Annotated in this window: 15 protein-coding genes; 10 read left to right on the top strand and 5 right to left on the bottom strand. The window is 66.2% G+C overall.

The window, feature by feature from the left end; all coding sequences use genetic code 11:
- Positions 1–21 precede the first annotated feature (21 nt).
- Positions 22–921, bottom strand: coding sequence for a LysR family transcriptional regulator (locus QUV25_RS17455; protein ID WP_300865837.1), 900 nt, complete (start codon positions 919–921; stop codon positions 22–24).
- 41 nt (positions 922–962) lie between these two features.
- On the opposite strand from QUV25_RS17455, the gene QUV25_RS17450 reads away from it, so the two are divergent.
- From QUV25_RS17450 to QUV25_RS17435, 4 genes are all read left to right on the top strand, one after another.
- A complete protein-coding gene (locus QUV25_RS17450; protein ID WP_300865835.1) occupies positions 963–2,657 on the top strand; it encodes an NADH-quinone oxidoreductase subunit L in 1,695 nt (564 codons plus the stop codon).
- 21 nt (positions 2,658–2,678) lie between these two features.
- The gene (locus QUV25_RS17445; protein WP_300865833.1) at positions 2,679–5,150 is read left to right on the top strand and encodes a YbcC family protein; all 2,472 of its coding nucleotides are present in this window, start codon (positions 2,679–2,681) and stop codon (positions 5,148–5,150) included.
- A gap of 128 nt (positions 5,151–5,278) precedes the next feature.
- A complete protein-coding gene (locus QUV25_RS17440; RefSeq protein WP_300865831.1) occupies positions 5,279–5,866 on the top strand; it encodes an HD domain-containing protein in 588 nt (195 codons plus the stop codon).
- Positions 5,867–5,896: 30 nt separating this feature from the next.
- Positions 5,897–6,697: a hydratase gene (locus tag QUV25_RS17435; protein ID WP_300865829.1), complete on the top strand. Its 801-nt coding sequence runs from the start codon at positions 5,897–5,899 to the stop codon at positions 6,695–6,697.
- 96 nt (positions 6,698–6,793) lie between these two features.
- Here QUV25_RS17435 and QUV25_RS17430 read toward each other — a convergent pair whose 3' ends face one another.
- Complete coding sequence (locus tag QUV25_RS17430) at positions 6,794–7,585, bottom strand: exodeoxyribonuclease III (RefSeq protein WP_300865828.1); 792 nt, start codon at positions 7,583–7,585, stop codon at positions 6,794–6,796.
- A gap of 10 nt (positions 7,586–7,595) precedes the next feature.
- Between QUV25_RS17430 and pyrE the strand changes: the two genes are divergently transcribed.
- A complete protein-coding gene (pyrE, locus tag QUV25_RS17425) occupies positions 7,596–8,312 on the top strand; it encodes an orotate phosphoribosyltransferase (protein WP_300865826.1) in 717 nt (238 codons plus the stop codon).
- Positions 8,313–8,379: 67 nt separating this feature from the next.
- Positions 8,380–9,003: a DUF4124 domain-containing protein gene (locus tag QUV25_RS17420; RefSeq protein WP_300865824.1), complete on the top strand. Its 624-nt coding sequence runs from the start codon at positions 8,380–8,382 to the stop codon at positions 9,001–9,003.
- Between the two features lie 33 nt (positions 9,004–9,036).
- Here the strand turns inward: QUV25_RS17420 and gatB are convergent, their stop codons facing one another.
- From gatB to gatC, 3 genes are read right to left on the bottom strand one after another with little or no spacing between them, the layout of a single operon-like run.
- On the bottom strand, positions 9,037–10,491 hold the full coding sequence (gene gatB, locus QUV25_RS17415; RefSeq protein WP_300865822.1) for an Asp-tRNA(Asn)/Glu-tRNA(Gln) amidotransferase subunit GatB: 1,455 nt from the start codon (positions 10,489–10,491) through the stop codon (positions 9,037–9,039).
- A gap of 2 nt (positions 10,492–10,493) precedes the next feature.
- Positions 10,494–11,984: an Asp-tRNA(Asn)/Glu-tRNA(Gln) amidotransferase subunit GatA gene (gene gatA, locus QUV25_RS17410; protein WP_300865820.1), complete on the bottom strand. Its 1,491-nt coding sequence runs from the start codon at positions 11,982–11,984 to the stop codon at positions 10,494–10,496.
- A complete protein-coding gene (gene gatC / locus QUV25_RS17405) occupies positions 11,981–12,280 on the bottom strand; it encodes an Asp-tRNA(Asn)/Glu-tRNA(Gln) amidotransferase subunit GatC (protein ID WP_300865819.1) in 300 nt (99 codons plus the stop codon). Before gatC ends, gatA begins: the two co-directional genes overlap by 4 nt.
- A 264-nt stretch (positions 12,281–12,544) precedes the next feature.
- Here gatC and QUV25_RS17400 point away from each other — a divergent pair, with 264 nt between their 5' ends.
- From QUV25_RS17400 to mrdA, 4 genes are read left to right on the top strand one after another with little or no spacing between them, the layout of a single operon-like run.
- A complete protein-coding gene (locus QUV25_RS17400; RefSeq protein ID WP_300865817.1) occupies positions 12,545–13,588 on the top strand; it encodes a rod shape-determining protein in 1,044 nt (347 codons plus the stop codon).
- A 54-nt stretch (positions 13,589–13,642) separates the two neighbouring features.
- Positions 13,643–14,587, top strand: coding sequence for a rod shape-determining protein MreC (gene mreC, locus QUV25_RS17395; RefSeq protein WP_300865815.1), 945 nt, complete (start codon positions 13,643–13,645; stop codon positions 14,585–14,587).
- Positions 14,584–15,114 carry a rod shape-determining protein MreD gene (gene mreD, locus QUV25_RS17390; protein WP_300865813.1) on the top strand — a complete coding sequence of 177 codons (531 nt, stop codon included), beginning with the start codon at positions 14,584–14,586 and terminating at the stop codon, positions 15,112–15,114. The genes mreC and mreD overlap by 4 nt, the downstream gene beginning before the upstream one ends.
- Before the next feature lie 42 nt (positions 15,115–15,156).
- The gene (gene mrdA, locus QUV25_RS17385; protein ID WP_300865811.1) at positions 15,157–17,142 is read left to right on the top strand and encodes a penicillin-binding protein 2; all 1,986 of its coding nucleotides are present in this window, start codon (positions 15,157–15,159) and stop codon (positions 17,140–17,142) included.
- The last annotated feature ends 187 nt before the right edge of the window (positions 17,143–17,329 follow it).

Genomic DNA, 17,329 nt, shown 5'->3' with positions numbered 1-17,329 from the left:
GGGCGCGCCCACGTCGAGACATCAACCGCGCCGCAACACCTCAGCCTCGGGCCGCTGCAGCAACGCCTTGAGCCAGGGCGGCTCGAAATGGCGCTGCACCGTGATGGCATAAAAACTCTCTTGAAGGTCGGGCACCACCGCGTATTCGACCAGCGCCCCGCTCTTCAGTTCGTCCTGAACCACCACCGTGGGCAACAGGGCCACACCACCCGAGTCCCGTGCCAGCAGGCGCAACAGCGCCATGTCATCCACCTCTGCGCGCAGCGTGTAGCGAATACCAAGCTGATCACACAACAGATCAAAGCTGGCTCGGATGTCGCTCGCTGGGCCGGGCAACAGCAGCGGAACCGATGCCAGGTCGGCGGGAAACCGGAAGGCGCGGCGGCTCTTGCGCGGCGGCCCGACCAGGCTGATGGGCTGACGCGCGATGCGTCGGCAGCGCCAGGGGTCGTCGGCGCTGCTGTGCACCCGCTGGTTGGACAGCACGATATCCAGCGTGTGCACCCGCAAGCGCGACAGCAGTTCGGAGAGGCTGCCTGACTGCAGCACCAGCTCGACATCGCTGCGAGCCAGGAGAGGTGTCAGAAAGTTCTCCTGGAAGTTGCGCGACAGCGTGGCGACCGCGCCGATGCGCATCACCTCGCGCTCCAGGCGGCGTCCGTCGCGAAGCAGCGCCATGAGCTCGGTGCCAGAGGTGAAGATGGATTCGGCGTAGCTCAGTGCAAGCTGGCCAGCAGCGGTCAGCACGAGTGCACGACCATGGCGTTCGAACAGCGCCTGGCCGAGCTGATCTTCGAGCTGCTTGATCTGGGTCGAGAGCGCCGATTGCGACACGTGAAGGCGCGCGGCGGCGCGGGTGAGGTTGCCTTCCTTGGCAACCGCCCAGAAGTAGTGAAGGTGGTGGTAGTTGAGGCGTTGCACGGCTTGATCGTTCTTTATTAAAGAACATTTTGTCAACAACAATGAATTTTACGGAAAGCAAGAACCTGGGCACAGTCTGGCTGTTGCGTTTTCTTGCCTGCCCAGTGGGCCGACTGCCCCGCCTGCAGGCATCCACCACCAAGCTGCCCACCATGACCTCAGATATTCTGCCGACGCTGCCCATCTCACAGGCTTTTCTGCTGCTGGCCCCGATTGCCACGCTGATGCTGGCGGCCCTTGTAGCGAACCGCCGTGCGTCACCCGCCTGGAGCCTGGCGCGCGGCGCCAGCTCGGCCGCGCTGCTGCTCAGCCTGGCCAATGCGCTGATGTTGCTGTTTGCACCAGCCGGGCAGGCCTGGGGCCTGCGCATCGACGCTATCGGTGCCACCGTGCTGCTGCTCGTGAGCTTTGTCGGCTGGTGCATCGTGCGCTACTCGCAGACCTACCTGAACGCCGAGCGCGGCGAAGCGCGTTACGTGGCCTGGCTGCTGGCCACGCTGGCCGCGGTGCAGGTGGTCGTCACCAGCAACCATCTGCTGCTGGCCCTGGCCTGGCTGGCAACCAGCTTCGCCCTGCACCGCCTGCTCACCTTTTTTGCAGCACGGCCCGCTGCCCAGGTGGCGGCCCACAAGAAGTTCATCGTTGGTCGGGCGGCCGATGCGTGCATGTTGGCCGCCGCCGGCCTGCTGTATGCCGCCTTTGGCACCCTGCAGATCGACCAGTTGCTGCGAGCCGCCACCCAGGCCCCGACACTGCCGGTGACCGCGCAGATCGCCACGCTGTTGGTGGTGGTCGCGGTGCTGCTCAAGACCGCCCAGCTGCCGTTTCACGGCTGGTTGATCCAGGTGATGGAGGCACCGACACCGGTGTCCGCCCTGCTGCACGCTGGCGTGGTCAACCTGGGCGGCTATGTGCTGATCCGGCTCTCGCCGCTGGTCGCCGAGATGCCGCTGGCCATGGGCTTGATGGTGCTCGCTGGCACGCTCACCGCGGTAGTCGCCGCGCTGGTGATGACCACGCGCATCAGCATCAAGGTGATGCTGGCCTGGTCCACCACTGCGCAAATGGGGTTCATGGTGATGCAGTGTGGTCTGGGACTGTGGGAGATGGCGCTGCTGCACCTGGTCGCGCACTCGCTCTACAAAGCCCACTGCTTCCTGGCTGCGGGTGGCACCGTGCGCCAGAACCAGGTGCGCCAGCTGGCGCCCGCCGGCGTACCGCCCAGCGCCTCAAACTTGTTGTTGGGCGCATTCGCCAGCTTCGTGATGACAGGAGCTGCGGCGCTCGCCTTGCAGGCCGGGGGCGTGCAAGGCACCGAAACTCCTGCCCTCTGGGTGATGGGCGGCATCCTCACGCTGGCGCTGGTGCCGCTGCTGCAATCCACCGCCCAGGGTACCGCAGGTGTGTTGAAGGTGGCTGGCGGCGCGTTCGCACTCGCAGTCATCTACTTCGGTCTGCACGCCTGGCTGGTCACCTGGGCCAGTCCCCCCGCGCAAGCGCCTGGCCCGATCGGCGCGGTTTTCGTGGCCACCGCGTTCGCCGCGCTGTTCGGACTGCAATGTGCGCTGACCACGCAGCCCCAGGGTGCGCTCGCTACGCGGCTCTACCCGGCGTTTTATGGCGGCCTTTTCCTGGACGAACGGTTCAGCCGCGCCGTGTTCCGCCTCTGGCCGCTGCGCCCTGCCGAGACTCGACCATCGCCCACGTCCCCGCCGCTTGCCACCGCCCGCTCCTGAAACCCCATCTCGAATCTCATCATGAATGCCCCCGTGGACCTTCCCCTGAACACCATCTCGGTCTCCAACGCCATCGCCCAGGCCTGCGACCGCATCGCACCCACCTGGCCGCTCGACCAGTTCATTGCGGTCAACCCCTACTGGGGCTGGCTCAGCAGCCCCGCGCCCCAGGCAGCGGCAGCGCTCGGCGCCCTCGCCGGCACCCGCCTCACGCACTCACGCGCCGACTTCAAGCGGTACTGGGCCGCCGGCCATCTGACCGTTGACCACCTGCATGCCGCGATCACTCGCCAGGGTAGCCAGGCCACAGCCGACGAACTCATCCGTGCCATGCAATCGCCCGAGCCGTCTCTGCGCGCGCTGCCACTGCTCACCGAGCGCATGCAGTCGCTGCTGCCCGCCTCGCCACTGCCCTGGCGCGACCTCGTGACCCAACAGATCAGCCAGCACTGCGCCGCGTTTTTCGATGCCGGCCAGGCCCGCTGGGGAATGGACCGGCGCGCCGGCCTGCTCGCCACCTGGCAGCGGCAGATCGCCGCCGACCGCGGTCTGCCCTGGCACCAGGCGCATCGCGACGCAGCCGTGCACATCAGGGCCCTGCCCAGCAATCCGCTGGCACTGATCACCCATGCACTTGACGCCCTGGAGGTGCCCGCGAGCGCCCACGTCCACTACCTCAGCGCGTTGCTGCTGAGCATCAACGGCTGGGCCGCCTGGTGCGCCTTCGAGCGCTGGCAGGCGCGTCTGGGTGGCCGTGATGATGACCAGATCGTGCACCTGCTGGCCATCCGGCTGGCGTGGGAACTGCTGCTGCGCGACGACGCCGCGGTGGCGGGCGTGCCCGCACCCACAGGCGACGGCTGGGTCAAACAATGGGCACATGCCGACGCCGAAATCGCCCGACACCACGCAGAGCAAAGCACCGACTGGCTGCTGCAAACCGCGCTGGAAATCGCCTATCAGCAGCCGCTGAGCGATGGCCTGCTGGCCGCTCTGCAGCGGCCAGCGCCGGCAGCGCCCAAGCCCGAGGTGCAGGCGGTCTTCTGCATCGACGTGCGCTCCGAGGTGTTTCGCCGCGCCCTCGAATCTGCCTCTCCTGGCATCGACACGCGCGGTTTCGCAGGCTTCTTTGGTCTGCCCATCGCCTACCGCCCGGCCGGCAGCGCGCTGACCCGGCCTCAGCTGCCTGGTCTGCTCGCGCCCGCCATCACGGTCAGCGAGCACCTCACCGAAGAAAAAGGCCTCGGGCAGGCGCTGACCGAGCGGCGCCAGGGCGCGCTCGCCTGGCGCCAGCGCTGGGCCGATCTGCGCGCAGCCGCTGCTTCGGGCTTCAGTTTCGTGGAGACCTGCGGCCTCGCCTACGGCCCCAAGCTGCTGAAAGACACCTTGCCCAGCGAAGGCCAGCCCGCCCGCTGGGAAGACGCAGGTCTCGACACCACCGAATCTGCTCACCGCCCACGCCTGCCGCAGGCCTGCACCGACCCGGCCGCCGCCGCCAGCCTGGCGGCCGGCATCCTCAATGCCATGGGCATCGTGAAAGACTTTGCTCCGCTGGTGATGCTGGTCGGCCACGGCAGCCAGACCACCAACAACCCGCACGCCGCGAGTCTGGACTGCGGCGCCTGCGGTGGCCAGACCGGCGAAGTCAACGCCCGCGCGCTGGCCGATCTGCTCAACACACCGGCAGTGCGCGCCGAGCTCGCCGCGCTGGGCGTGTTCATTCCCGAGGCGACCCACTTCCTGCCCGCGCTGCACAACACCACGACCGACGAGGTGCAGCTTTTCGACACCGACGCCGTGCCGCCCGGCCTGCACAACGCGCTCGCCGCGTTGCGCACCGCATTGCAAACCGCTGGTCAGCGCGCCCGCGCCGAACGTGCGCCCGCGCTCGGCCTGGCGCATCTGGCCGGCGACGCGCCGGGTCTGGAACGCTCGCTGCGCGAACGCGCCAACGACTGGGCCCAGGTGCGACCCGAGTGGGGCCTGGCCGACAACGCCGCCTTCATCGTAGCGCCGCGCGCACGCACGAAGGGCATGAACCTGGGTGGCCGCAGTTTTCTGCACGACTACGACTGGCGGCAGGACAAGGGCTTTGGCGTGCTCACGCTGATCATGACCGCACCCATGGTGGTCACCAACTGGATCAACCTGCAGTACCACGCCAGCGCGCTGGACCAGCGGCGTTACGGCAGCGGCAACAAGTTGCTGCACAACGTGGTGGGCGCTCGCCTGGGCGTGTTCGAGGGCAACGGCGGGGACCTGCGCATCGGCCTGCCCCTGCAATCGCTGCACGACGGCGACCGCCTGCGCCACACACCGCTGCGCCTCTCGGTCTTCATTGAAGCGCCGCGCGCCGCCATCGACGCCATCATCGAGCAGCACGCGGTGGTGCGCGATCTGGTCGGCAACGGCTGGCTGCACCTGTTTCGGCTCGATGGCGAGCAGCCTGCGGTGGAGCGTCGCGCTGGCGGCGGCTGGCAAGCGGTGCACTGATCGGTGAGGCAGCGGCGCACCTTGCCGCTGTCACCCATGCACGAGCCGAGAGAGTCCAGGGCGTTCAGAATGTTTCAAGTGCCGCCGACTGCGGCGCCGAAAATATGCCCAGAACTCGGAGACTAGCCATGGAACACCGCGCCACCTTCACCCGCATGGAAGACAGCACCGCCGCCGACTGGCAAACCATTGGCGGAGAGTTCATGCGGTTCGCAGCCCAGCTGCCCGACCGCATCATCACCCACCTGCGCCTGCTGGAAAACGACTACGGCGGCTTTCCGGTGGACCGCTACACCCACTGCCTGCAGACCGCCACGCGCGCGCTCAAGGACGGCCGTGACGAGGAGTACGTGGTTTGCGCACTGCTGCACGACATCGGCGACACCCTGGGCAGCCACAACCACGCCGACATCGGTGCCGCCATCCTCCAGCCTTTTGTGAGCGAGGAAAACCACTGGATGGTCAAGCACCACGCGATCTTTCAAGGCTATTACTTCTTCCAGCACATCGGCCTGAACCGAGACCTGCGCGACAACTTCAAGGCCCATCTGGCCTACGAGCGCACCGCCGAGTTCTGCGCGCTGTACGACAACCCGGCGTTTGACCCGAAGGGCGAGACACTGCCGCTGGCCGAGTTTGAGCCCCTGCTGCGCCGCGTGATGGCAAGTCCCAAGCAGTCGATCTACAAGTCGGCTTCGGTGCTGCAAACGGCCTGAGTGGTCGACAACCGCGCCGCGCACGCCACCATGGACACCCCTGCTCATCGCGCTGCACAGTTGCTGTGGCAACACCGCTGCGCCGGTACCACGGTGGGCAGCCTGCCCGAAGTCCTGCGACCCGAGCATGCGGCGCAAGGTCATGCGGTCCAGGCCGCGTGGCCAGTAGTCAGCGGGCAGGCGGTGGTCGGCTGGAAGATCGCTGCGACCAGCGCCGCCGGGCAGGCGCACATCAACGTCGGCGGTCCTTTGCCGGGGCGCATCCTGGCGAGCTATGTGCATGCAACCGGAGATACCGTGTCTTTGACGGGCAATCGCATGCGGGTGGTCGAGCCCGAATTCGCGTTCCGGCTCGGGGCCGATCTCGCGCCGCGCGCCACACCGCGCAGCCAGCCCGAGGTACTGGCCGCGCTGGCATCACTGCACCCCGCCTTTGAGGTGCCCGATTCGCGCTACACCGACTTCACCGCGGCGGGCGAAGCGCAGCTGCTGGCCGACAACGCCTGCTGCGGCCCATTCGTATTCGGCGCGGCGGCGGCCGTTGGCTGGCGCGAGCACGACCTGCGCCAGACCCAGGTACACGCCACCGTCTTCGATGCGGCTGGCGAACCGCGCTTCAAGCGCGTCGGCGACGGGCGGGCCGCGCTGGGCGACCCCTACACGGCACTGACCTGGCTGGTCAACGAGCTGTCGTCGCGCGGCGTCGCGCTGCAGGCGGGCCAGTATGTGTCAACCGGCACCTGCATGGTGCCGCTTTCGGTCGAGCCAGGTGACCGGGTCTGCGCGGATTTCGGACCTTTCGGGGCGCTGGAGGTGCGGCTCGCGGCTTGACCCCAGGCGCGACGCGGTAGCGGCTGTCTGCTGGGCCAGGCCGTGCGATGCCTGCCGAAGCAAATCGATGCCAGCCCCGGCATGACCGGCCAGTGTTCAGAGTTTGAAGCTGTATTCGATCGTCAGCGGCGCATGGTCGCTGAACTTTTCTTCCTTGTAGACCGCTTCGCGCTTCGCCTGTGCGGCCAGCGTTGGCGTGGCCAGGTGGTAATCCAGCCGCCACCCCACGTTGTTGGCGTAGGCCTGGCCGCGGTTGCTCCACCAGGTGTAGGCAGTCTCGGTGGCCTCGGGCTGCAGCTGGCGGTACACGTCGACCAGGCCGCCATCGGTCAGCAGCGTGGTCATCCAGGCTCGCTCTTCGGGCAGGAAGCCGCTGTTCTTCTGGTTGCTGCGCCAGTTTTTCAGGTCGATGTTCTGGTGAGCGATATTGATGTCGCCACACAGGATGAATTCGCGCTGCTGCCTCAAGGCCTTGAGGTGTGGGGCCATCAGGTCCAGGAATCGGTACTTGGCGAGCTGGCGCTCTTCGCCCGACGAACCGCTGGGAAAGTAGGCGCTGATGAGCGAGAGCTTTCGCTGGGGCGTGTCAAAACGCAGTTCAACCCAACGGCCTTCGGCATCGAACTCGCCCCCGTCAAAACCGGCGACCACCTCGCTCGGCTCGTGGCGGGTGTAGACGCCCACACCCGAGTAGCCTTTCTTCTCAGCAAAGTGGAAGTGCCCCTGAAGACCGGCCAGCGCCTCGAAGCGGCCGCTCACATCGGGAGCCTGGGCCTTGACCTCCTGCACGCAAATACAATCGGGCCGGTGTGTGGCCAGCCAGCCCTCCAGCCCCTTGCTGGTGGCGGAGCGGATGCCGTTGAGGTTGAGGCTGGTCAGTTTGAACAAGGAATTTCCCATGGTGTTGGAGACGGGCACGGCCCAAGGCGGTGCCGAAGGCGGCGTGCTGGCGCAGGACTTTGTGCAGTTCTGCGTGGACGCCGGCGTGTTGCGCTTTGGCGAATTCAAGACCAAGGCCGGGCGGCTGTCGCCGTATTTCTTCAACGCCGGCCTGTTCGACGACGGCGCCAAGCTCGGGCGCCTTGCCCAATTTTATGCACAGGCCCTCATCGCCCACGGGGTCCAGTTCGACATGGTCTTCGGCCCGGCCTACAAGGGCATTCCGCTGGGCGCTGCGGTGGTGATCGAGCTCGCGCGGCTGGGCCGCAATGTGCCGTTTGCCTACAACCGCAAGGAGGCGAAGGACCACGGCGAGGGCGGCTCGCTGGTCGGTGCGCCGCTCCGGGGCCGCGTGCTGATCGTGGACGATGTGATGTCGGCCGGTACCGCGGTGCGCGAGTCGATCGCGCTGATCCGGGCCGCCGGTGCGACGCCCCACGCGGTGGCAATTGCGCTGGACCGCCAGGAAAAGGCCACCGAGGCCGGCCCCGATGGCGTGATGCGGGATGTGGATCACAGTGCGGTGCAGTACGTGAAACGCGAGCTGGGTCTGCAGGTCTGTGCCATTGCGACGCTGGACGATTTGCTGCAGTATCTGAACTTACACGCCAACCAGGCGCTCCAAAGCGAGCGAGACCGGGTGCTGGCCTACCGCCTGCGCTACGGTGTGGCATGAGGAATTGTCTGTGCTGAGAGTTTTTCCGGTTTCACGATCCACCCCTTGCGCGGCGCTCGGAGCCTTGATGGCTTGTGCCCTCGCTGGCGGCGCCTGGGCTCAGGCCGGACAAGGCATCTACACCTGCATCGACAGCAAGGGCCGGCGCATCACGTCGGATCGCCCCATCATGGAGTGCCTGGACCGCGAACAGCGCGAGTTGGGCCGCACCGGCGTCACCAAGCGGGTACTGCCACCGAGCTACACGGCCGACGAGCGCGCCAAGCTGGACGCCCAGCGCCGCGCCGAAGAAGAGGTGCAGGCGCGCATCGCTGAAGAAAAGCGCCGCGACCGGGCGCTGCTGATCCGTTACCCCAATCAGAGCGTGCACGACAAGGAGCGCGCCGAGGCCTTGGTGCAGATCGACGAGGTGGTCAACGCGGTGAAGCGGCGGGTGGACTCGCTGGCCAAACAGCGCAAGGAAGTCGACACCGAGCTGGAGTTTTACCAGGGCGACATCAACAAGGCGCCGAGCTGGCTCAAGCGCAAGCTGGAAGACAACGAAAGCCAGGCCTTGGTGCAGAAGCGATTTCTCGACGAGCAGGCGCTGGAAAAGGCCCGCATCAACGCCCGCTTTGACGAAGAACTGGTCAAGCTGCGCCAGCTCTGGCGCGGCCTGACCACTGGCGGCTCGGCCATCACCACTCGCTGAGCTGGCCCCGCAGCGCACGAGCGCTGCACACCTTCACTGAAGTTTCTGCTTCAGCACGTCATTGACCTGCTGCGGGTTCGCCTTGCCTTTGCTGGCTTTCATGACCAGGCCCACCAGGGCGTTGAAGGCCTTGTCCTTGCCGGCGCGGTACTGCTCGACCATGGGTACGTTGTCCGCCATCACCTTGTCGATGATTTTCTCCAGCGCGCCGCTGTCGTTCATCTGCTTGAGGCCTTTGGCCTCGATGATGGCGTCGACCTCATGACCCTCGCCCGCCCAAAGCGCATCCATCACCTGCTTAGCGGCGTTGTTGGACAACGTACCGTCGGCGATGCGCCGGAGCAGCGCAGCGAGCGTGTCGGCACTCACAGGCACCTGTGTGATGTCCTTGTCTTCGTTGTTCAGGCGGCGCGATACCTCGCCCATGATCCAGTTGCTGGCCATCTTGGGCTGCTCACTGAGGCGTGTGACGTCCAAGAAGTACTTGGAAACCGCCTGGCTCTGGGTGAGTTGCGATGCGTCGTACTCAGGGAGCCCATATTGGTTAACGAAGGTGTCCGCTAGCACGCGAGGAAGAACCGGCATCGTCGCCTTCACCTCTTCCACCCAGCTGCGCGAAACCACCAGCGGCGGCAGATCCGGGTCGGGGAAGTAGCGGTAGTCGGCCGCGTCTTCCTTGGTGCGCATGGCGCGCGTCTCGCCCGTGTCGGGGTCGAACAGCACCGTGGCCTGCTGGATGTCGTGGCCGTCTTCGATCTGCTCGATCTGCCAGCGAATCTCGTAGTCGATCGCCTGCTGCATGAACTTGAAGCTGTTCAAATTCTTGATTTCGCGGCGCGTGCCCAGCGGCGCACCCGGCTTGCGCACCGACACGTTGGCGTCGCAGCGGAACGAACCTTCCTGCATGTTGCCGTCGCAGACGCCAATCCAGGTCACGATCTTGTGCAGCTCCTTCGCGTAGGCCACAGCCTCAGCGGTCGAGCGCATGTCGGGTTCGGTCACGATTTCCAACAATGGCGTACCCGCGCGGTTGAGGTCGATGCCGCTCATGCCGTGGAATTCTTCGTGCAGCGATTTGCCTGCGTCCTCTTCCAGGTGGGCGCGCACCAGGCGCACCGTCTTCTTCTCGTCACCCAGCAGGAACGACACTTCGCCGCCCTGCACCACCGGGATCTCGAACTGGCTGATCTGGTAGCCCTTGGGAAGGTCTGGGTAGAAGTAGTTTTTGCGCGCAAAGACGCTCTGCTCGGCGATGTGTGAGCCCAGCGCCAGACCCAGGCGAATCGCATGCGCCACCGCTTCGCGGTTCATCACCGGCAGCGTGCCCGGCAGGGCCAGGTCCACCGCGCAGGCCTGCGTGTTGGGCTCAGCACCAAAGGCGATCGGCGCGCGGCTGAAGATCTTGGATTGCGTGGCGAGCTGGGCGTGCGTCTCGAAGCCGATCACGACTTCATAGCCACGCACGAGGAGCGGGTTTGAGGAACTCATGGTCAGAAGCCCTGCGCGGTGCGCAAGTGCCAGTCGGTGGCCTGCTGGAAGGCGTATGCGGTCTGCAACAGCTCACCCTCCTTGAAGTAATTGCCCACGAGCTGCAGACCCACGGGCATGCCGCCCGCGCCGAACCCGGCCGGCACGCTCATGCCGGGCAGGCCCGCCAGCGAGGTGGAGAGGGTGTAGATATCAGCCAGGTAGTTGGCCAGCGGGTCTTCGCTCTTTTCGCCGATTTTCCACGCCACGGTCGGCGCCACCGGACCAGCGATCACATCGCATTGCGTGAAGGCCTGCTGGAAATCTTGCGCGATCAGGCGGCGGATCTGCTGCGCCTTGAGGTAATACGCGTCGTAGTAGCCGTGGCTCAGCACATAGGTACCGATCATGATGCGGCGCTGCACCTCGGGGCCAAAGCCCTCGCTGCGCGTTTTCTGGTACATGTCGGCCAGATCCGTGTACTGCGCAGCACGGTGACCAAACTTCACGCCATCAAAGCGGCTGAGGTTGCTTGAGGCTTCGGCCGGCGCGATGATGTAGTAGACAGGAATGGACAGCTCGGTTCTCGGCAGCGAGATGTCGACCAAGGTGGCGCCAAGTTTCTGGTATTCGGCAAGCGCGGCGCGCACAGCATTGATCACGTCCGGCGCGCAGCCGGCGCCAAAAAACTCAGTCGGCAAGCCGATGCGCAAACCCTTGAGCGGCTGGCTGGCGGTGGCGCCTTCGCGCGGCTGGTTCAGCGCAGCGGTGTAGTCTTCTGCCGGGTGGTCCAGGCTGGTGGAATCGCGGTCGATGTCCGGCCCAGCCATGGTGGAGAGCAGGACAGCGCAGTCGGCTGCGCTGCGAGCCATGGGGCCAGCCTGGTCGAGGCTGGAGGCGAAGGCCACCATGCCGTAACGCGAACAGCGTCCGTAGGTCGGCTTGATGCCGGTGATGCCGGTGAAGCTCGCGGGCTGGCGGATCGACCCGCCGGTGTCGGTGCCGGTGGCTGCCGGCACCAGGCGCGCGGCCACGGCGGCCGCGCTGCCACCCGAGGAGCCGCCAGGCACTCGGCTCACGTCCCAAGGATTGTGAGCAGGCGCGTAGGCCGAGTTGTCGTTGCCCGAGCCCATGGCGAACTCGTCGCAATTGAGCTTGCCCAGGCTCACCGCACCGGCATCGGCCAGGCGCTGCACCACGGTGGCGTTGAACGGGCTCTGGTAACCCTGCAGCATCTTCGAGCCGGCGGTGGTGGGGAAATCGGTGGTGACGAAGATGTCTTTGTGCGCCAGCGGTACGCCCAGCAGCGGGCCGCGCTCGCCAGCAGCGAGTCGCGCATCGGCCGCACGCGCCTGCGCCAGGGTCGCGTCTTTGTTGAACGCGAGGTATGCGCCGAGTCCTTCGTGCTGCCGGGCGCGGACCAGGAGATGCTGCGCGGCTTCCACGGCGGAGGTCTGCCTGGCGGCGATGGCGGCAGCCAGCTCGGTCACGCCCATGTCGTGAAGATCCCTCATTCGATCACCCTGGGCACAAGGAACAGGCCTCGCTCGACCGCGGGTGCACTCTTCTGGTTCGCCTCGCGGTTATTCGGTTCGCTGGCGACATCGGGACGCAGCCGCAGGCTCACGTGGTCGATCACGGCCGTGGGGTGGGCCAGGGGCTCGACGCCGGTGGTATCGACTGCATTCATCTGCTCGACGATGTCGAAAAAGCCGTTGAGTTGGCCCAGCAAGCGTTCGCTGTGCTGGCCATCGAGCTCCAGGCGCGCCAGCTTGGCGATGCGCCCGATATCGGTAAGGGTCAGGGACATGACGGATTGAAAAAAACAAAAGACACCGGCCCGGGGTGCGAAAACACCCCTGAAACGGGTTGTAACTGGGCGGCTGACCCCCTCGGAACGCAGCGGTTGTGCACAGGGGATACGGTATTATCCAAGGTTTGGTGGCAAAACTCGGCATGCTGCGCTTTTTGCCATGGAATCAAACACTTAGAACCGACTGCCGGCCTGCTTGCCGGCCCACACCCGGGCGATGGGCGCAAACGGCTGCGCGCGTGCCCCACAGGACTTTTGCGTATGTTTGAAGCGTTCCGTCGGCAATTCTCGACCGACCTGGCCATCGACCTGGGTACGGCCAACACACTGATCTATGTGCGCGGCAAGGGGATTGTGCTCGACGAACCCTCGGTGGTGTCGATCCGCCACGAAGGCGGTCCCCAGGGCAAAAAGACCATCCAGGCGGTGGGCCACGAAGCCAAGGCCATGCTGGGCAAAGTGCCTGGCAACATCGAGGCGATCCGCCCGATGAAAGACGGCGTGATCGCCGACTTCACTGTCACCGAGCAGATGCTCAAGCAGTTCATCAAGATGGTGCACCCGCGCTCGATGTTCAAGCCGAGCCCGCGCATCATCATCTGCGTGCCCTGCGGTTCGACCCAGGTCGAGCGCCGGGCCATCCGCGAGTCGGCCCTGGGCGCTGGCGCCTCCGAGGTGTACCTGATCGAAGAACCGATGGCCGCAGCCATCGGAGCCGGACTGCCGGTGTCCGACGCATCCGGCTCCATGGTGGTGGACATTGGCGGCGGCACCACCGAGGTCGGCGTGATTTCGCTCGGCGGCATGGTCTACAAGGGCAGTGTGCGTGTGGGCGGTGACCGCTTCGACGACGCCATCATTGCCTACATCCGCCGCAACTACGGCATGCTGATCGGAGAACCCACGGCCGAGGCGATCAAGAAGCACATCGGCTCGGCCTTCCCGGGCAGCGAAGTCAAAGAGATGGAAGTCAAAGGTCGCAACCTGTCCGAAGGCGTTCCGCGCAGCTTCACCATCTCCAGCAACGAGATCCTCGAAGCCCTGACCGATCCGCTGAACAACATAGTCTCGGCGGTCAAGATGGGACTGGAGCACACGCCGCCCGAGCTGGGTGCAGACATTGCCGAGCGCGGCATGATGCTGACCGGCGGTGGCGCGCTGCTGCGAGACCTGGACCGCCTGCTGGCCGAAGAAACCGGCCTGCCGGTGCTGGTGGCCGAAGAGCCGCTGACCTGCGTGGTGCGCGGTTGTGGCATGGCCCTGGAGCGCATGGAGCGCCTGGGCACCATCTTCACCAGCGAATAAGCGCTGCGGGCGTTTGCCAGCCCGCTCCCGACCAGCGCACGCGCCCACCCCGACATGCCACTGGGCACCCTCGACCGGACACCGCCTCCCTTCTTCAAGCAGGGTCCGTCGGCCCTGTCGAAACTGGTGGTGTTCAGCGCCCTGGCGCTGCTCCTGATGGTGGCCGACGTGCGCTTCAAGCTCACCGCGCCGATCCGCGCAGCCATTGCCACGGTGCTGTATCCGGTCCAGTGGCTGGTCCTGCAGCCGGTGAACGCTGCTGGCGAGGTCGGCCACTACTTCCACTCGCTGCACGCTGCCCAGACCGGCGAGGCCGAGGCCTTGCGGCGGCTCGCGGTGCAGGCTGAGCGCAGCCTGCAAGTGGAACAGCTGGACCTCGAAAACCGGCGCCTGCGCGAGCTGCTGGCCATGCGAGAGCGCATCACCACGCCCGCCACCGGCGCGCAAGTGCTCTACGACTCGGCTGATCCCTATTCGCGCAAGGTGGTGATCGACCGCGGCCAGACCCACGGCATCGTGCCAGGCTCTCCCGTGATCGATGAAAGCGGTGTGCTGGGCCAGGTGACGCGGGTCTACCCGCTGTTATCCGAAGTCACGCTGCTGATCGACCGCGACCAGGCGATTCCGGTGCTCAACGCACGCACGGGCGTGCGCGGCGTGGCCTACGGACAGCCATCGGCCAGCGGCGACGGCCTGGAGCTGCGCTACACGCTGGCCAATGCCGACATCAACCCAGGCGATCTGCTGACCACCAGTGGCGTGGATGGCGTGTACCCGCCGGGCCTGCCGGTGGCCCAGGTGCGCGAGGTCGAGCGCCGCGCCGAGTCGTCATTCAACCGCATTGGCTGCGCGCCGCTGGCTCGCGTCCAGGGTGCGCTGCACGTGCTCGTGCTGGCGCCCGTTGGGGCGACACTGCCGCCCTCACCGCTGCCCACAACACCAGCGCGCGGACAGCGGTCCGCCTCCGATGCGCCCGCTGGCCCCAGGAGCGCGCCATGATCATGCGCCCTGGTCAGCAGCTGCTGCTGCCTGCCAACCCGGCCTTCATCTGGTTCAGCCTGATGGCGGCGCTGGTGATCAACATGACCATGAACATGGGCCTGTGGGGTCGATCGGCCTGGGTGCCCGATCTGCTGGCGGTGGTGCTGGTGTTCTGGGGCGTGCACCAGCCTCTGCGCGTCGGCGTGGGCGTGGCGTTCTTCTTTGGTCTCATGATGGACCTGCACCAGGGCGCCCTGCTTGGCCAGCATGCGATGGCGTACACCATGTTGGGCTTTTTTGCGGTCTCCATGCACCGGCGACTGCTCTGGTTTCCGGTACCGACCCAGGCGGTGCAGATCTTCCCGCTGCTGCTGGCCATGCACCTGCTGCAGCTCGCGGTGCGCATGATTGCGGGCGGCACGCTGCCGGGATGGTCTTACTTGCTCTCACCGGTGATCGAGGCCATGCTGTGGCCGGTGGTCAGCGTGCTGCTGCTCGCCCCGCAACGCCGTGCACCCAATCCGGATGACAACAGACCGCTCTAGATATGCCCCCCCGCGCAGGCTGCGCGGGGGAGGGGCAAGATCATGACCGAAATTCGCAACGTCGAAGCCGAGCTGAGCCATTTCCGCACCCGCGTGCTGGTGGCGGGGCTGCTGGTGCTCATTGCGTTTGGGCTGGTGGCGGCGCGCATGGTGTACCTGCAGGTGCTGCGGCATGACGATCTGCTGGCTCAGGCAGAGAGCAATCGCACGGCGGTGCTGCCGGTGGTGCCCAACCGAGGTCAGATCCTGGACCGCAAGGGCCGGGTGCTGGCCACCAACTTCTCCGCTTACACACTCGAAATCACGCCCTCCCAGGTGGACGATCTCGACACCACTATCGACGAGCTGACCCAGGTGGTGGAAATCCACCCGCGTGACAAGCGCCGTTTTCGCAAGCTGCTGGAAGAGTCGCGCAGCTTCGACTCGCTGCCCATCCGCACCCGGCTCAGTGACGACGAAGTGGCGCGTTTTGCTGCGCAGCGCTACCGATTCCCCGGAGTCGACGTGCGTGCCCGCCTGATCCGCCACTACCCCAACGGCGATGTTGCCAGCCACGTGGTGGGCTACATTGGCCGCATCAACCAGCGCGAGAAAGAGGCCATCGAAGACTGGCCCGAAGAAGAGCAGGCCAACTACCGCGGCACCGACCACATCGGCAAGCTCGGCGCAGAGCAGCAGTACGAGCGGGAGCTGCACGGTGTGACCGGCTTCGAGCAGGTCGAGACGTCAGCCGGTGGTCGTGCGGTGCGCTCGCTGGCCAACACACCGGCCTCGCCCGGCAACACGGTGGTGCTGGCCATCGATGTCCAGCTGCAAAAGCTCGTCGAGGACATGTTTGGCCAGCGCCGGGGCGCACTGGTGGCGATCGATCCACGCAGCGGCGAGGTGCTGGCTTTTGTGAGCAAGCCCACCTTCGACCCCAACCTGTTCGTCGAAGGCATCGACGTGGAAAACTGGAAAGCGCTCAACGAGTCGCTGGATAAGCCACTGCTCAACCGCGCGCTGCGTGGCACCTACCCGCCGGGCTCGACCTACAAGCCGTTCATGGCGCTGGCCGCACTGGAAACCGGCACCCGCACCGCCAGCACCGTCATCAACGACCCGGGGTTCTGGATGTTCGGCAACCACCGTTTCCGCAGCCACGGCGACGGCGGGCTGGGGCCAGTCGACATGGCGCGCAGCATCATCAAGTCAAGCAACGTGTACTACTACTCGCTGGCCAACGAGATGGGCGTGGAAGCCATGCACGACTTCATGGCGCCGCTGGGCTTCGGACAGATCACCGGTATCGACCTACGCGGCGAGTTGCGCGGCGTGCTGCCCAACCAGGAATGGAAGCGCAACGCCTTCAAACGCCCCGAGCAGAAGAAGTGGTACGCCGGTGAAACCATTTCGCTGGGCATCGGCCAGGGCTACAACACCTTCACCATGCTGCAAGTGGCCCACGCCATGGCCACCCTGGCCAATGGTGGCTACAAGTACACGCCACAACTCACGCTGGCCACGGAAAATGTGTTGACACGCGAACGCACGCTGCAAGTCGACCAGACGCCGGTGAATCTGGGCTACAAGCCCGAGCATGTGAAAACCATTTTGCAGGCGATGCACGGCGTGACCACCGAGGGCACGGCGGCGCGCGTGTTTTCGGGCGCGGGCTACCTCAGCGGCGGCAAGACCGGCACCGCCCAGGCGGTGACCATCGGCCAGAAAGACAAGTACGATGCCCGCAAGCTCGAGGAACACCAGCGCGACCATTCGCTTTACGTGGCCTTCGCACCGCTGGACCAGCCGCGCGTGGCGCTGGCGGTGGTGGTGGAAAACGCCGGCTTCGGCTCCGCCCACGCCGCGCCCATCGCGCGCCGAGTGTTCGACTTCCTGCTGATGGATCAGTACCCCAACGCACAAGACCTGGCCGCGGTGCAAAAGGGCGAGGCAGCAGCACCCATCGGGACACCGCTCAAAGCCAGCGAGATGCCCTGGCCGCCAGAGGAGCCGGCGATCCCCGCCGCGCTGCGCGCAGCGCCTTGACGGCACCCCCCCGCGCCGCCTGCGGCGTCACCCCCAGGGGGCGGCACTGGCGGCCCGGCAAAGCCGGTCCCGCGGTGCCCTGGAACGACTTCCCCTCCGGCGTGCAATGCCTTCACTCAGGATACCGCGGAACTGGCTTTGCCAGGCCGCAGGCATCGCCCCCTGGGGGGGTGACGCCGCAGGCGGC

Source organism: Hydrogenophaga sp., from assembly GCF_030373245.1.
Lineage (GTDB): Bacteria > Pseudomonadota > Gammaproteobacteria > Burkholderiales > Burkholderiaceae_C > Hydrogenophaga.
This window is presented reverse-complemented; position numbering and strand designations above follow the sequence as displayed.